Annotated in this window: 15 protein-coding genes and 1 pseudogene; 14 read left to right on the forward strand and 2 right to left on the reverse strand. The window is 59.0% G+C overall.

Annotated features, from left to right (window positions below; genetic code table 11):
* The first annotated feature begins 17 nt into the window (after positions 1-17).
* Positions 18-746, forward strand: a complete 729-nt coding sequence (locus PKC29_10510; GenBank protein ID HML95849.1) for a DUF2461 domain-containing protein — start codon at positions 18-20, stop codon at positions 744-746.
* Here the strand turns inward: PKC29_10510 and PKC29_10515 are convergent.
* Positions 730-1,098, reverse strand: a complete 369-nt coding sequence (locus PKC29_10515) for a helix-turn-helix domain-containing protein (protein ID HML95850.1) — start codon at positions 1,096-1,098, stop codon at positions 730-732. The genes PKC29_10510 and PKC29_10515 overlap by 17 nt on opposite strands.
* A gap of 130 nt (positions 1,099-1,228) precedes the next feature.
* Between PKC29_10515 and PKC29_10520 the strand changes: the two genes are divergently transcribed.
* From PKC29_10520 to PKC29_10575, 12 genes and pseudogenes are all read left to right on the forward strand, one after another.
* On the forward strand, positions 1,229-1,600 hold the full coding sequence (locus tag PKC29_10520; protein ID HML95851.1) for a nuclear transport factor 2 family protein: 372 nt from the start codon (positions 1,229-1,231) through the stop codon (positions 1,598-1,600).
* Positions 1,601-1,663: 63 nt separating this feature from the next.
* Positions 1,664-2,014, forward strand: a complete 351-nt coding sequence (locus PKC29_10525) for a hypothetical protein (protein HML95852.1) — start codon at positions 1,664-1,666, stop codon at positions 2,012-2,014.
* 26 nt (positions 2,015-2,040) lie between these two features.
* Positions 2,041-2,973 (forward strand): ring-cleaving dioxygenase, encoded by a 933-nt coding sequence (locus tag PKC29_10530; protein ID HML95853.1) that lies wholly within the window; start codon positions 2,041-2,043, stop codon positions 2,971-2,973.
* A gap of 9 nt (positions 2,974-2,982) precedes the next feature.
* Positions 2,983-3,609 carry an alpha/beta hydrolase gene (locus PKC29_10535; GenBank protein ID HML95854.1) on the forward strand — a complete coding sequence of 209 codons (627 nt, stop codon included), beginning with the start codon at positions 2,983-2,985 and terminating at the stop codon, positions 3,607-3,609.
* A 90-nt stretch (positions 3,610-3,699) separates the two neighbouring features.
* Entirely contained in the window at positions 3,700-4,362 is a 663-nt protein-coding gene (locus PKC29_10540) for a glutathione S-transferase N-terminal domain-containing protein (protein HML95855.1), read from the forward strand.
* A gap of 45 nt (positions 4,363-4,407) precedes the next feature.
* Positions 4,408-5,853 carry a dihydrolipoyl dehydrogenase gene (locus PKC29_10545; GenBank protein ID HML95856.1) on the forward strand — a complete coding sequence of 482 codons (1,446 nt, stop codon included), beginning with the start codon at positions 4,408-4,410 and terminating at the stop codon, positions 5,851-5,853.
* A gap of 106 nt (positions 5,854-5,959) precedes the next feature.
* Positions 5,960-6,721: a glucose 1-dehydrogenase gene (locus PKC29_10550; GenBank protein HML95857.1), complete on the forward strand. Its 762-nt coding sequence runs from the start codon at positions 5,960-5,962 to the stop codon at positions 6,719-6,721.
* Between the two features lie 34 nt (positions 6,722-6,755).
* Positions 6,756-7,000, forward strand: a pseudogene (locus tag PKC29_10555) (metal-dependent hydrolase).
* A 24-nt stretch (positions 7,001-7,024) separates the two neighbouring features.
* Complete coding sequence (locus PKC29_10560) at positions 7,025-7,213, forward strand: hypothetical protein (protein ID HML95858.1); 189 nt, start codon at positions 7,025-7,027, stop codon at positions 7,211-7,213.
* A gap of 80 nt (positions 7,214-7,293) precedes the next feature.
* Positions 7,294-7,785 carry a zinc ribbon domain-containing protein gene (locus PKC29_10565; GenBank protein HML95859.1) on the forward strand — a complete coding sequence of 164 codons (492 nt, stop codon included), beginning with the start codon at positions 7,294-7,296 and terminating at the stop codon, positions 7,783-7,785.
* Between the two features lie 85 nt (positions 7,786-7,870).
* Complete coding sequence (locus PKC29_10570) at positions 7,871-9,562, forward strand: carboxylesterase family protein (GenBank protein HML95860.1); 1,692 nt, start codon at positions 7,871-7,873, stop codon at positions 9,560-9,562.
* Positions 9,563-9,658: 96 nt separating this feature from the next.
* Positions 9,659-10,879: a carbohydrate porin gene (locus PKC29_10575; protein HML95861.1), complete on the forward strand. Its 1,221-nt coding sequence runs from the start codon at positions 9,659-9,661 to the stop codon at positions 10,877-10,879.
* 60 nt (positions 10,880-10,939) lie between these two features.
* Here PKC29_10575 and PKC29_10580 read toward each other — a convergent pair whose 3' ends face one another.
* Positions 10,940-11,737 carry a dienelactone hydrolase family protein gene (locus tag PKC29_10580; GenBank protein HML95862.1) on the reverse strand — a complete coding sequence of 266 codons (798 nt, stop codon included), beginning with the start codon at positions 11,735-11,737 and terminating at the stop codon, positions 10,940-10,942.
* Positions 11,738-11,842: 105 nt separating this feature from the next.
* On the opposite strand from PKC29_10580, the gene PKC29_10585 reads away from it, so the two are divergent.
* Positions 11,843-13,363 (forward strand): MFS transporter, encoded by a 1,521-nt coding sequence (locus tag PKC29_10585; GenBank protein HML95863.1) that lies wholly within the window; start codon positions 11,843-11,845, stop codon positions 13,361-13,363.
* Positions 13,364-13,483: the final 120 nt, after the last annotated feature.

Genomic DNA, 13,483 nt, shown 5'->3' on the forward strand with positions numbered 1-13,483 from the left:
CCTGAGAGGATATTTTCATGAGCGACGGATTCCACGGCTTTTCGAAAGGGGCGTTCGGGTTCCTCAGGGATCTCAAGGGGAACAACAATAAAGAATGGTTCGACGAGAACAGGGGCGTGTTCGAGGAATGCGTCCTCACGCCGGCGAGGTATTTCGTCGTCGCGCTCGGCGGGCGTCTTAAAACGCTCTCGCCCGGTGTGAAAGCCATACCCGAGATAGATAAATCGATATTCAGGCTGAGGCGCGACACCCGGTTCAGCGAGGACAAGACGCCTTACAAGACGCACCTCGGGATTCTATTCTGGGAGGGGCCGGGGAAGAAGCTCGACAATCCGAACTTTTACGTCCATCTGAACGAGGATTCTATTTTCATCGGCGCGGGGGAGTACCGCTTCCCGCCGGGGAGCTTGAGGGCGTACAGGGATGCGGTGGTCCATCCGAAAAATGGCGCCGGGCTCGGAAAAATATTGAAGCGTTTCTCGGAGAACCCTTCGTACAAGATCGGGGGCAGGCATTACAAGCGGATACCGCCCGGATACGGCCCCTCGCACGGGAACGCGGAGCTCCTTCTGCATAACGGGCTCTTCGTATACTACGAAGGCCCGGTCCCGGAGGAGGCATATTCAGAGAGGTTCGTAGATTTCTGCTTCGGGGTGTTGAAGGACATGTCGCCGCTCTTCCTCTGGACGCTGAAGGTTCTAGGGAGCGCAAAGGGCGGCGCGTCTCCCGTCAGGCGCGGGCTTTGAGGGAGGAATCGTAACGCGCGCGGGCCCTCTCTATCTTCTTTACGTTGCGGGCGCCCCATTCTTCGAGGACGTCGAATACGGGGATGAGAGAGAGGCCGAGGTCGGACAGCGAGTAGACAACCTTCGGCGGTATCTCCATGAACTGCTCCCGGTTTACGAGACCGTCTCTCTCCAACTCGCGGAGCTGCTGTGTGAGCATCCTCTGCGTGACCTTCGGTATAAGCCTCCTGAGCTCGTTGAAGCGCTTCGGGGACTGCCTGAGGTAATAAATGATGTCCGGCTTCCACTTCCCCCCGAAGGCGTCTATCGCGCTTCCCACGGGGCAGGCTGTTTCTTTTATCCTTATTTCCATTCGTCTACCTCGGTATACAAATAGTAACTATATATTAAAAATGTACCCGGTTGAAATAATATACCACGATTATAAACTATACATCGAGTAGTATTTGAAAAACGGTTTCGAACGCATAGGGGGGAGCAAAATGACGGACGAAGAAAGAAAGTCGATAGCCGCTGAATACCTGAAGAGCCTCGACTACAAGAGGGACTTTTACCATCTTATCGCGGAAGACGCGGAGGTTTATTTCCCGAACTGGGGCGTCGCCAGGGGGGCCGACGAGTACAAGAAGCTCTTCTCGCACCTGGGGACGCTGGTCGAGGACTTCACACACTTCCACGCTTACATAAACTGGATAATCCAGGGCGACATGGTCGTGGCCGAGGGGTCGAGCAAGGGCAGTCTCAAGAGCGGGGAGACCTGGAGCGACAGCAAGTGGTGCGACGTGTTCGAGATAAGGGACGGCAAGATACAGCGGCTCTACATATATCTCGACCCCGAGTATTCGCGTTATTAAGTAAGCTCGTAAGGGGCGTCGAACTTTGTCTCCACGGGTCATTCGCGCCGGAAGGAGGGGCGTATGATAATTACTACCGTCTATTCGGACGAAGAAGGGGAGTCTCATTTCGGGGAGCTCGAAATAGAGCTCACGGATGCGGGTGAGCTCGGGCGGCTTTCGGACAGGTTCCCAGCCCGCCATATAATCTTCAGGGAGAACGGCCCGGAATACGATTACGACTGGCACTGCGCCCCGGACAGGCAGTACATAATACTCCTCGACGGGCATATAGAGATAGAGGTGAGCGACGGGGAGAAGAGGGCGTTTTCCGGAGGGGATATAATCTTCGTCGAGGACGTAACAGGAAAGGGGCACAGGACGAGGACGACCGACGGCAGGCCGCGAAGGTCTGTCTTCGTGACCATAGACTAGTTCAAAAATGCTGGAAGGAGCGAAGCATGCCGAGCAAGATACTTGGGATTCACCACATAACGGCGATAGCGACGAGCGCGAAGAATAACCACGAGTTTTATACGAAGGTGCTGGGGCTTCGCCTCGTGAAAAAGACGGTCAATTTCGACGACCCGGGGACGTACCATTTTTATTACGGGAACGAGACCGGGGAGCCGGGGACGCTGCTTACGTTCTTCCCGTGGGAGGGGATAAGGCGGGGGAGGCTCGGGACGGGGCAGGTGACGGCCGTCTCGTATTCCGTCCCGAAGGGCTCCATGAAGTTCTGGCTCGACAGGTTCGGCCGCTACGGGGTGATTTACAATAACCCGTCGGAGAGGCAAGGCGAGGAGGTGATGGTGTTCGTCGATCCGGACGGCCTCAAGCTCGAGCTCGTCTCGGGCCCGGAGGAGGACGACCGGAAGCCGTGGCTTGCCGACGAGATCCCGGCCGAGCACGCGATAAGGGGTTTTCACAACGCCGCGCTCACGCTCGAAGGGTACGAGGCGACGGCGAGGCTCCTTACGGAGGAATTCGGATACGTCAAGGTCGCGGAGCACGTCAACAGGTTCAGGTTCGAAAATCCGAACGGCAGGCATGCCAACAAGATAGACCTCGTCTGCCTTCCCTCGGGGCAGCGGGGGAGCGTCGCGGGCGGCTCGGTGCATCACATCGCGTTCCGCGTCGCGAATTCCGAGGACCAGATGGAGGTGAGGGAAAGGCTCGTCGGGCTCGGATATAACGTTACGCCGCGGATGGAGAGGAACTATTTCAAGTCGATTTATTTCAGGGAGCCGGGGGGAGTCCTGTTCGAAGTCGCGACGGACGAGCCCGGTTTCGCGATAGACGAGGACGTGAGCGAGCTCGGAAGGTCGCTCAAGCTGCCGGAGTGGCTCGAACCCCGAAGGAAGGACATCGAAAAGGCGCTGCCGGAGATATAGAGGAGAGAGATGGCGGAAGATTTGGGCTTCATACATAAATATGTACCGGCGAGCGACGCCGAAAGCGAAGAGGCGATCTTCATTTTCCACGGCACCGGAGGGGACGAGGAGAGCCTCCTCCCCGTGGCCGATATCATACTGCCGGGCGCCGCCGTCGTAAGCCCAAGGGGGAAGGTGATCGAAAACGGAATGCCGCGTTTCTTCAGGCGTTTCGCGGAAGGTGTTTTCGACCTCGAAGACCTTCACATGAGAACGGAGGAGCTCGCGAAATTCATAGAGAGGGCGCGGACCGCATACGGCCTCGAAGATAAGCGGCTCGTGGCCGCCGGGTATTCGAACGGGGCGAATATAGCGGCGAGTCTCGTACTCACGCATCCTGGGATTTTCTCGAAGGCCGTTCTCTTTCACCCGATGGTGCCGTTCGTCCCCGAGCGGCTTCCGGACCTCACGGGTACGGATGTCCTGATAACAGCGGGCACTAACGATCCGATAGTCGATCCGGAAGGCACGAGGGAGCTTGCGCGGCTGTTAAGACAATCCCGTGCGCTGGTGGATGTCTTCTGGCACGACAGGGGGCACAGCCTCACGAGCGAAGAGCTCTCCGCAGCAAGGACTTTCCTCGAAAACCCCGCCTGACGGTTTTTATGTTCCCGCCGGATGGAGTAACCTTATCTCCATAAGGGAATTCGCCGCATTAAAATTCCAGGATTCCCGGGAGAAAATGTAATGATAGATTTTTATACGGCGGGGACTCCGAACGGCAGAAAGATTGCGATAATGCTGGAGGAGACGGGGCTCCCCTATAACCTCATACATCTCGACCTCGAAAATCTCGATCAGAAGGAAGAGTGGTATCTAAAGCTCAACCCCAACGGCAGGATACCGACGATTGTGGATAAGGACAACGACGATTTCGCCGTATTCGAGTCGGGTGCGATACTGATTTATCTCGCGGAGAAGACGGGGCAGTTCATGCCGGCTGACGTGAAAGGGCGCTCGACCGTTATACAGTGGCTCATGTTCCAGATGGCGGGGATAGGGCCTATGCAGGGGCAGGCGAACGTCTTTTTCAGGTATGCGCCGGAGAAGATAGAGTACGCGATAAACCGTTATCACCGCGAAACGAAGAGGCTGTACCAGGTTCTCGAAAAGAGGCTCGCCGAGAGCGAGTATCTTGCCGGGGATTATTCGATCGCCGACATGGCGACATACCCCTGGATTGCGGTGCACAACTGGGCGGGAGTCGGCGTCGAGGACCTTCCGAACCTGAGAAGGTGGATGAGGGACGTGAGACTGCGTCCCGGAGTGGCGAGGGGGATGGACGTTCCGAAGTCGAAAAAAGAAACCAAGGATGAGGCCGCGGAGAGGGGCTCGAAGCTCCTCGTGTGAGGAATCGGCCCCGGAATCGACAACTGTTCTGTGGAGAGCGCATTTATGAAGCTGGTCAAAACCGACGTTGCAATCATCGGAGCGGGGACGGCGGGCATGGTCGCTTACAGCAGCGCCTCGAAGCGCACCGGGAACACACTTCTTATCGAGGGCGGACCCTACGGGACGACGTGCGCCAGGGTGGGCTGCATGCCGAGTAAGCTCCTCGTAGCGGCGGCCGAGGCCGCGCACGCCGTCAAGGAAGCCCCCGGCTTCGGGGTATTTCCCGGGGGGGAGGCGAGAATCGACGGGCGGAAGGTCATGGAGCGGGTGAAGAGCGAAAGGGGCCGCTTCGTCGGCTTCGTCCTCGACTCCATAGAAAGGATGCCGCCCGAAAGAAGGCTTGCGGGCCACGCGCGGTTTTTGGACGACAACACGCTAGATGTCGGCGGCCACACAAGGGTCGAGGCGAAGTCTGTCGTCATAGCCACCGGCTCGAGCCCGTCCATTCTCCCGATGTTCAGCGGGCTCGGCGACAGGCTTATAGTGAACGACGACGTCTTCGAATGGGACGACCTGCCGCCGTCCGTTGTAATCTTCGGCGCGGGCGTAATAGGCCTCGAGCTCGGGCAGGCCCTTCACCGTCTCGGCGTACGGACCGCGATACTCAGCAAGAACGGCCTCGTCGGGCCGATAAATCATCCGGCGATAAAGAAGTACGCCGCGGAAACGTTCGCCGGCGAGTTTTACGTCGATACGGACGCCGAGGTTTTGGGGGTTTCCCGGAAAGACGGCGGCGTCGAGGTGCGGTACGTCGGCCTCGACGGAGGCGAGCGGACGGAGGAATTCGAATATCTCCTCGCCGCCACGGGGAGGACGCCGAACGTAAAGGACATCGGGCTCGAGAACACGAGCCTTAAGCTCGACAAGAGGGGAGTCCCGGTTTTCGACCGCTACACGATGAGGTGCGGCGAGAGCTCCATATTCATTGCAGGGGATGCGGATAACGACGCGCCGGTGCTCCACGAGGCCGCGGACGAGGGGCGGATCGCGGGAGAGAACGCGGCGCTCTATCCCGAGGTCAAAGCCGGGCGGAGAAAGACAGCGCTCAGCATCGTGTTCACCGATCCGGAGATCGCGATAGCGGGCCCCGGTTACAACGAGCTCAAGAATACGGAGGGGCTTTGCTTCGTTACGGGTACGGTCTCGTTCGAAAAGCAGGGCAGAAGCAGGGTCATGCGGAAGAACAAGGGAATACTTCACGTGTATGCGGAGTACGGGACCGGGGTTTTCCTCGGGGCCGAGATGTTCGGGCCGCGCGCCGAGCACGTAGGGCACCTCCTCGCGTGGGCGGCGGAGAAGAGGATGACCGTCCCCGAGATGCTTGCCATGCCCTATTACCACCCCGTCGTAGAAGAGGCCGTCAGGACGGCTCTGAGCTCGGCGAACGAGAAGCTCCACAAGGGACACGCGCTAAGCCCGGAGAGCGTCGAGTGCGGCCCCGGAATCTGACGGGACGGTGGCCTACCGGCCTTCGCGCGCCCATATGCCATGCCATTGTTTCCTGATGGCGGAATAAGTAGACTTCCCCGAAATATCGAAAGGAGGTGACGGAGAGATGAGACTCGAAGGCAAGACCGCGCTTATAACCGGCGGAGGCGAGGGGATAGGCAGGGCGACCGCGCTTTTGTTCACGAAGGAGGGCGCCAGGGTCGGAATAATGGGGAGGACCAAATCGAAGCTGGACGGCGTCGCCGCAGAGGGCGAAGGGCCCGGCGGGATCACGGCGTTCGAGGGGGACGTCTCGTCCGAGGCCGACGCGAAGAGGGTGGTGGAGGAATTTTATAAAAAGCACGGGCGCATCGACATACTCTTTAACAACGCCGGAATACTCGAAGGCGGGACAGTCGTCACGACGACGATGGCCGTCTGGGACAGGACGATAGATATAAACGTGAAGGGCGTCTTTCTCATGAGCAAGTACGCCGTTCCGCTTATGGCGAAGCACGGCGGCGGCTCGATCATAAACAACTCTTCGGTCCTCGGAATCGTGGGCATGGAAAACTGCGTTGCGTACAACGCCTCGAAGGGGGCTGTAAGGCAGATAACGAGGAGCATGGCGCTCGACCACGCGAAGGAAAACATACGGGTGAACTCCATCTGCCCGGGTTACATAAAGACGAAGATGGACGTCGAGTTCATGGGGAACCCGCCCGACGCCGAGGAGCAGCTCGACAGGATAGCGGCCGGGATGATACCGCTCGTAAGGCGCGCCGAGCCTGTAGAGGTTGGGCACGCCGTCTTGTACCTGGCGAGCGACGATTCGAAGTACGTTACGGGCTCCGACCTCGTAATCGACGGCGGCTGGACGACGCTCTAGCCGGGAATCCTTATACTTTAGCGAAGGATACATAATGGACCCGTTAAGCCAGGGGCTTGTGGGCGCTGTCGTGCCCGGGAGCGTTTCGAGCCGGAGGGAGCTTCGCCTCGCGTCACTCGCCGGTTTTCTGTCGGGTATGCTGGCCGACGTGGATATACTCATCCGCTCTTCGCGGAAGACCCGCTCCTCGTCCTCGACTACCACAGGCAGTTCACGCATTCGCTGGTTTTTATTCCCGTCGGCGGGCTCATCGCGGCCGGTTATCTGGCCGTTCATCCCGGTTATCCATGCGTCGTCGGAGACATGAGGCATTCGCTGCTGCCGAACGGGGTGAAGCCCCTCTGGGGGATCGTGATAGATCCGGCGAATCCGGGTCGTCACGTGAAAATGTTCGATTACGGGAGGGCCGTAACGGCCGATAAGTGGCGCGATTTCTCGGCCGTGCTTTTGGGAAAGGAGCCTGATAGCGGCGCTCCCGGAGAACCGGAATGACCCGTTTGGCCGCGCAGGGCGGAGCCCTTAGATTTCGCGTTTTTCCGGGATATAATAATCAGAGGATAGAGGAAACGCTGATGCCGATTTACGAGTTCTTCTGTAAGAAGTGCAATACCGTTTTCAAGTTCTACTCCAGAACCATCGATACCACGACGATACCGAAGTGCCCCAGGTGCAGGCGCGTTAAGCTCGAAAGGATGTTCTCGTCTTTCGCCACGCTCGGCAAGAGCGGGAAGGGTGAGGATACGGCCCCTGACATAGACGCGTCCAAGCTCGAGAGCGCTCTCTCCTTGCTCGAACGCGGCGCCGAAAGCGTGGACGCCGAGGACCCCAGGCAGGCGGCGGATTTCATGAGGAAGCTCACAGACGCAGCCGGCATATCCATGGGGGAGGGGATGGAAGAGGCGCTCGCCCGTATGGAGCGGGGAGAGGACCCGGACAGTATAGAGGCGGAGATGGGGGAGCTTCTGTCGGAGGGTTCCTTCGAGCTCGATTCCAAAAAGAAAAAAAAGGGCCGGAAAAAGTCTGACGACAAGCCCGAGATCGACGAAACCCTTTACGAGCTTTAAAGCCCGCGCGTTGAAACCGTATTAACATTTGAAGACGTATTAACATCCCGGGGTCCCTGGTGTATTGTCTATCTCGATGCCGGGATTGCTTTCACTTTTCACTCTATCCCTTCTTTTGACCGTGCTTTCATTCGGCTGCGCCGGAAAGAAGCCCGAGACCGACGCCGTAAAACCGGAGACCGCCCCTGCGCCCCCGATATACGTAGACATATCGGGCTTCGAAAGGCCCCCGTGCTCGACGCCCGACGTCGGGACGAAGAGCGGCCTTCTCTGCGGGAACATCATAGGCACGTCCGGCGGTAAGGCGGTGAACGCGTATCTCGGCATACCGTTTGCCGAATCGACGGCCGGGCGGAACAGGTGGCGGGCGCCCGCGCCGAGGGCTCCGTGGGAAGGCGTCCTCAGAGCGACGAGGACGGGCCCCGCCTGTCCTCAGACGGGTGAGACGATCTATCCCGAGAGCGAGGACTGCCTTTATCTCAACGTATGGGTCCCGGCGGAAGCTTCGCCCGCCCCGAGGGCCGTGATGGTGTTCATATACGGCGGGGCGTTCGTTTACGGCTACGATGCGCAGCCTCTATACGACGGGGCTTATACGGCGGGGAACGGGGACGTGATCGTCGTCAACGTGAATTACAGGGTGGGGGCGCTCGGGTTTCTCTCGGGCGTCAAGGACGCGAAGACGGGGGAGGCGGTGAACGGCAATTTCGGAATACTCGACCAGATAGCCGCTCTCGAGTGGGTGAGGGACAACGTCGCATCTTTCGGCGGCGACCCGGAGAAGGTGACCATATACGGAGAGAGCGCGGGCGCCATGAGCGTCGGCATTCATCTCGTGTCGTCGCCGCGGTCGAAGGGCCTCTTCAGGGCGGCCATAATGGAGAGTAACCCGCTCGGGCTCCCCTACAAGAACGTGAGGCAGTCGCGCGCCGTGGCGAGGGAGTTCGCTTCGAACCTCGGATGCGGCCCGGACGACCTCGCATGCATGAGGGCGCAGCCGGCGGAGGCCGTCCTCGCGGCGCAGATGCAGATGGATATGGCGCTCCCCGCGCTCTTCCACGGCATAAGGGATTTCCTCGCGTGGTCGCCGGTCGTCGACGGCGACGTCGTCGTGCAGCAGCCGATAAGGGCGATAGAGGACGGCAGGCTGACGAAGCCGGTTATTCTCGGCACCAACCGGAACGAGGGGCTGTTATTCGTCGAGGTCGTAAAATCCGCGCTGGGGTGGAAAAAGGTTTCGGATTTCGATTATCATGTCGCAATCGACTTTTTTTTCCGGGATTCGGCTCTCAGGAAGAAAATTTACGCGCACTATCCGCCCGACGGCCGCGACAACACCGAAACTATATCGAGATTGTTCACGGACTATCTATTCGCCTGCGCGAATCTGTACGCGGCCGGAAAAAGCGCCGGTGCAACGTGGTCGTACGTATTCGACCACGTGCCCTCACACAATTCGTGGCCGGAATATCCGGCCTGCGGGGAGAACGTCTGCCATACGGCAGAGCTGGCTTTCGTTTTTCACTCCGCCGGGAACATGGGATGGGAATTCACGCCCGAAGAGGAGCGGCTCTCGGGGCTCATGGTTTCTTACTGGACCGGTTTCGCCAAAGACCTCGACTCCGGCGGCGCGTGGCCCGAATATGAGCCCGGCTCGCGGAGCCTTTCTTTCGTGACGCCCGTCGAGGACATAACGACCGAGACCCCGCCCTCCGCGTGCGCTTTCTGGAACGGCGTAGGATACGACCTCGGCGATTCGTTCCGGGGCCTCTTTTGAACCGCACGACGCCGTTCCGTTTTACTCGCGGAATATTTACACCCGGCGCTTAAGGGCAGTAGAATTTGCTATCCCAACGTTTACGGACGGGTATAGTTGCCGAATTTTCTTCTGACAATCCTCGTGCTCTTTTCCGCTTTCGCGGCGCTCGCGCCGGTGCGCGCGGACGAAGTGTTATCGTCTCGGGAATACATGACGGGTGACTGGGGCGGAGCGCGGCAGAGGCTCGAGGACTGGGGGCTTACAGTGACGGCCGAATATTCGGCGGATATTCTCGGGAATCCGGCAGGCGGTTTCAGGAAGAAAGTTGATTACGCGGGGCTCCTCAATCTTTACCTCGACTTCGACCTCGAAAAGATATTCGGCATTAAGCGGACTAATCTGATTGTATCCGGGTTCTGGGCTTCGGGATGGAGCCTCAGCGCCCGCGCGCTCGACAATTATTTCACCGTGGCCGGAGATTTCAACGGTAATTCCGCCGGCCTCTATCAGTTTTTTCTGCAAACGAGCTTTTGGAACGAGAAGCTCGTTATAGCGGTCGGACGAATGGGAGCAGGAGACGATTTCGCGATCACGGATGCCATGGGTGTTTACGTGAATGACGCGTTCGATCCCGGCCCGGTAAGCCTCGCCTATAACATTCCCGCTTTCCTCAGTAATCCGTATGCCGCGCTCGGGATACGGGTTGATATAAGACCCGTCGAGACTTTTTACATAGCAGGAGGTGTCTACAATGCAAGCCCGGGCACCACGAAGAATCCCAGGTTCGACGGGCATATCGATTTCAGCTTTGGTGACGGGGCCATACTTATAGCCGAGGCAGGGTTTACGCCCGGCGGCGAGGAGTCGGGGGACGCGTACAAGGCCGGCGTATATTACGATACGGGTAAATTCAACGATATTGCCGAAGACGGAAAAACGGAGACCGGAAATTACGGTTTTTACGCCTTCGCCGAGCAGATGGTGTACAGGGAGTCGATGGACGGCGGCCAGGGGCTTACTCTGTGGGCGGGAGGTACGCTCGCGCCGGACGAGGAGATAAACACCTTCCCCTATTTCCTTTCAGGCGGGATGCTCTACGAAGGGCTGATTCCCGGCAGGGATAACGACGTCGCCGCTTTCGGCGCTGCTTACGGTATACTGAGCCGGGACATCGAAGGGCAGGACTTTGAAATCGCTCTCGAATGGACTTACGCATATCAGCTCTACCCCTGGCTCGCCCTTCAGCCGGACGTGCAGTGGATCATAAACCCGGGCGGGACGGGGGAGATTCCGGATGCGCTCGTGGCCGGGGTGCAGGTATCGCTCGACCTGTAGTCACGGCCGGAAGTGCTTTGCAAAGCCCGGTCGGACGGCGCTCCGAAATCAGTCGCCGTTCTATTCCCGATTAAAAACTTCCTTCAGGAATTCCTCCATTTCCGCCCAGGATTGCTTGTCGGCCTCGGCGTTATAGGTTATGGGGAGATCGAACTTCTTCCCGAGCTCGTCGGCCTCGGGGTTGGTGAAGCTGTGGGTCGCTCCCGGGTAGACGATGACCTCGTAGTCTGCGCCGGCCGCGTCCATCTCCTTCCTGAATTCCTCTATCTGCTCCGCCGGGATGTAGGTGTCGGCGCCGCCGGTCATCACCAGTATTTTCGCCTTTATAGCCCCCGGTGCGGCCTTTTGCTGCGTGCCGAGGCTCCCGTGGAAGCTGGCCACGCCGTCGAGGTCGGCCCCCGTACGGGCCATGTGGAGGACTATCCCGCCGCCGAAGCAGTATCCTATGGCCGCTATCTCGTCCGGGTCGACCGCGGGCTGCTTCTTAAGGAATTCGAGGGCGGCGTTGAACCTTGCCTCGGCCACGGCCATGTTGCTCAACGTCTCGGACGTAAATTTCTGTGCGTCCGAGGGATGGTCCGCCGTCTTGCCGTTGCCGAACATGTCGAGGGCGAGCGCCGTGTAGCCGAGCCCGGCGAGCATGTCGGCCCGCTTCTTCGCGTAGTCGTTGAGCCCCCACCATTCATGGACGACGAGCACTCCGGGACGCTTGCCCTTTATGCTGTCGTCGTAAGCGAGGTAGCCCTTGAAGGTGGTTCCGCCCGACGTGTATTCGACCGTCTCTCCTTTCACTTCGGCGAAAGACGGGACCGATAAAAACAGGAACAGCACGGCTGCCAGTGTGAGTATAACTTTCATGATATTTCCCTCCCCGTGTGGTATTTTAAGTTGATAAATGATTGATGCCGGGATGTCAATCGAACTTTCCCCGTACCGGGTATCAGGCGCTCCGAGGAGGATGGAATGACCGGCAAGCTTATACTCACTTTCATAGCGATGGGTATCGGCGTTATGGTAATCGCGGTCGATATAGCCGCCATAAACGTCGCCCTCCCATCGGTCGAAAAGGATTTTCAAACTACCATAGGCACTGTCGAATGGGTCGTGAACGGATATGTGCTCGCCTGGGCCGTGCTCATGGTTACGTGCGGGAGGCTGGCCGACATGTTCGGCCGGAGGAAGATCTTTTTCGCCGGTATAGTGGTATTCGGCGCGGCATCCCTCGTCGGCGCACTGGCCCACGATTCGGGGATGCTGATATCGGCGAGGGTAGTGCAGGGCGCGGGAGCGGCGCTCCTGTGGCCCGCGATACTCGGCATCGTGTATTCGTCCGTGCCGGATACGCAGAAGGGGCTTGCCGTGGGATTGATACTGGGCGCGGCCGGCGTCGGGAACGCGGCCGGACCGCTCCTCGGGGGTTTTCTTACCGAGCTCTTTTCCTGGCGGGCCGTCCTTTTCTTCAATATACCCTTCGCGCTGATCGCGGGCCTTATCACCTATTTCGTCGTGAAGGAAAAGGGCGCCGGCGAGTCCGGCGGGAAGATAGATTACGTCGGCATCGTAACCGTTTCGTTGTCGCTGGTATCGCTGCTCTACGCCGTAAACCAGTCGACGTCCTGGGGCTGGACTTCGGGCAAGACGCTCGCGCTCCTGGTTTCCTTCGCGGTATTCCTCGTGGTCTTTATCCTCTACGAGAGAAGGACGGCGGACGCGCTCATCCCGGAGGACGTCATGAACAACAGGAGGTTCATGGTAACGGGGGCCATGATGCCGCTGGCCGTTCCGGCGTTTTTCTCGATTCTGCTGTTCATCCCGCAGTACCTCGAAAAATTTTACGGGTACACACCCGTGGATTCGGGGGCCGCGCTCGTTCCCATGCTCCTTACGTTCGCGCTCACCGCGCCGGTGTCGGGGACGGTTTATAACCGGCTCGGCCCCAGGCTGTCTATCTTTACAGGGATGGCGCTCCTCTGCGTCGGCACCGTCCTGATACTGCTGTTCGGGTTCGGGGGCTCGTATGCGGGTATGGTCCCGGGGCTGGTGCTTTTCGGGATCGGCGTCGGTTTTTCCATACCGTCGATTACGACCGCCGCGGTCGGGGCCGTCGACGAGGCGAGGGCTAGCCTCGCGGGCGGCATAATCTATATGTTCGAGCTTGCGGGCGGGGCGCTCGGGCTCGCCATAATAACGACCATATTCACCGACGCGGTCAGGAAGGACATTGCCGTCAGGCTCACCGAGCTCGGATTTGCCCTCACGGGCCCGCAGAAGTCCGACCTTCTCGATTTCATCCTGGGCAGCGGGAGCAGGGAAAAGCTCGTAAGCGAGCTCGGGCCCGATAAGCTGAATACGGTTTTCTCTCACGTGAGGGAATCGTTCGTTACGGGACTCCAGGAGGGGCTCGGGTTCGCCGCCGTGGTCCTCGCCGTCGGAGCCGTTCTCACCCTCATCTTTATAGAGGGCAAGAAGGGCCCGCGCTCCTGACGCCGGAATCGTCCGCTTAAAGGCAAAAATGATTGAGTGCCGGTTTCTTCTTGGTTAAACTTAATGAGTCTGATTAACATGCCCGTTCCCTTCGTTCGTTTCCGCCTCCGGCGGGATGAA

It is taken from the genome of Thermodesulfobacteriota bacterium (assembly GCA_035325995.1).
Classification (GTDB): domain Bacteria; phylum Desulfobacterota_D; class UBA1144; order Nemesobacterales; family UBA2774; genus JADLGH01.

What these genes read in the sequence shown, in the direction of transcription:
- PKC29_10510 (HML95849.1), top strand. Translation starts at nt 18, where the DNA reads ATGAGCGACGGATTCCACGGCTTTTCGAAAGGGGCGTTCGGGTTCCTC.
- PKC29_10515 (HML95850.1), bottom strand. Translation starts at nt 1,098, where the DNA reads ATGGAAATAAGGATAAAAGAAACAGCCTGCCCCGTGGGAAGCGCGATA.
- PKC29_10520 (HML95851.1), top strand. Translation starts at nt 1,229, where the DNA reads ATGACGGACGAAGAAAGAAAGTCGATAGCCGCTGAATACCTGAAGAGC.
- PKC29_10525 (HML95852.1), top strand. Translation starts at nt 1,664, where the DNA reads ATGATAATTACTACCGTCTATTCGGACGAAGAAGGGGAGTCTCATTTC.
- PKC29_10530 (HML95853.1), top strand. Translation starts at nt 2,041, where the DNA reads ATGCCGAGCAAGATACTTGGGATTCACCACATAACGGCGATAGCGACG.
- PKC29_10535 (HML95854.1), top strand. Translation starts at nt 2,983, where the DNA reads ATGGCGGAAGATTTGGGCTTCATACATAAATATGTACCGGCGAGCGAC.
- PKC29_10540 (HML95855.1), top strand. Translation starts at nt 3,700, where the DNA reads ATGATAGATTTTTATACGGCGGGGACTCCGAACGGCAGAAAGATTGCG.
- PKC29_10545 (HML95856.1), top strand. Translation starts at nt 4,408, where the DNA reads ATGAAGCTGGTCAAAACCGACGTTGCAATCATCGGAGCGGGGACGGCG.
- PKC29_10550 (HML95857.1), top strand. Translation starts at nt 5,960, where the DNA reads ATGAGACTCGAAGGCAAGACCGCGCTTATAACCGGCGGAGGCGAGGGG.
- PKC29_10560 (HML95858.1), top strand. Translation starts at nt 7,025, where the DNA reads ATGAGGCATTCGCTGCTGCCGAACGGGGTGAAGCCCCTCTGGGGGATC.
- PKC29_10565 (HML95859.1), top strand. Translation starts at nt 7,294, where the DNA reads ATGCCGATTTACGAGTTCTTCTGTAAGAAGTGCAATACCGTTTTCAAG.
- PKC29_10580 (HML95862.1), bottom strand. Translation starts at nt 11,737, where the DNA reads ATGAAAGTTATACTCACACTGGCAGCCGTGCTGTTCCTGTTTTTATCG.
- PKC29_10585 (HML95863.1), top strand. Translation starts at nt 11,843, where the DNA reads ATGACCGGCAAGCTTATACTCACTTTCATAGCGATGGGTATCGGCGTT.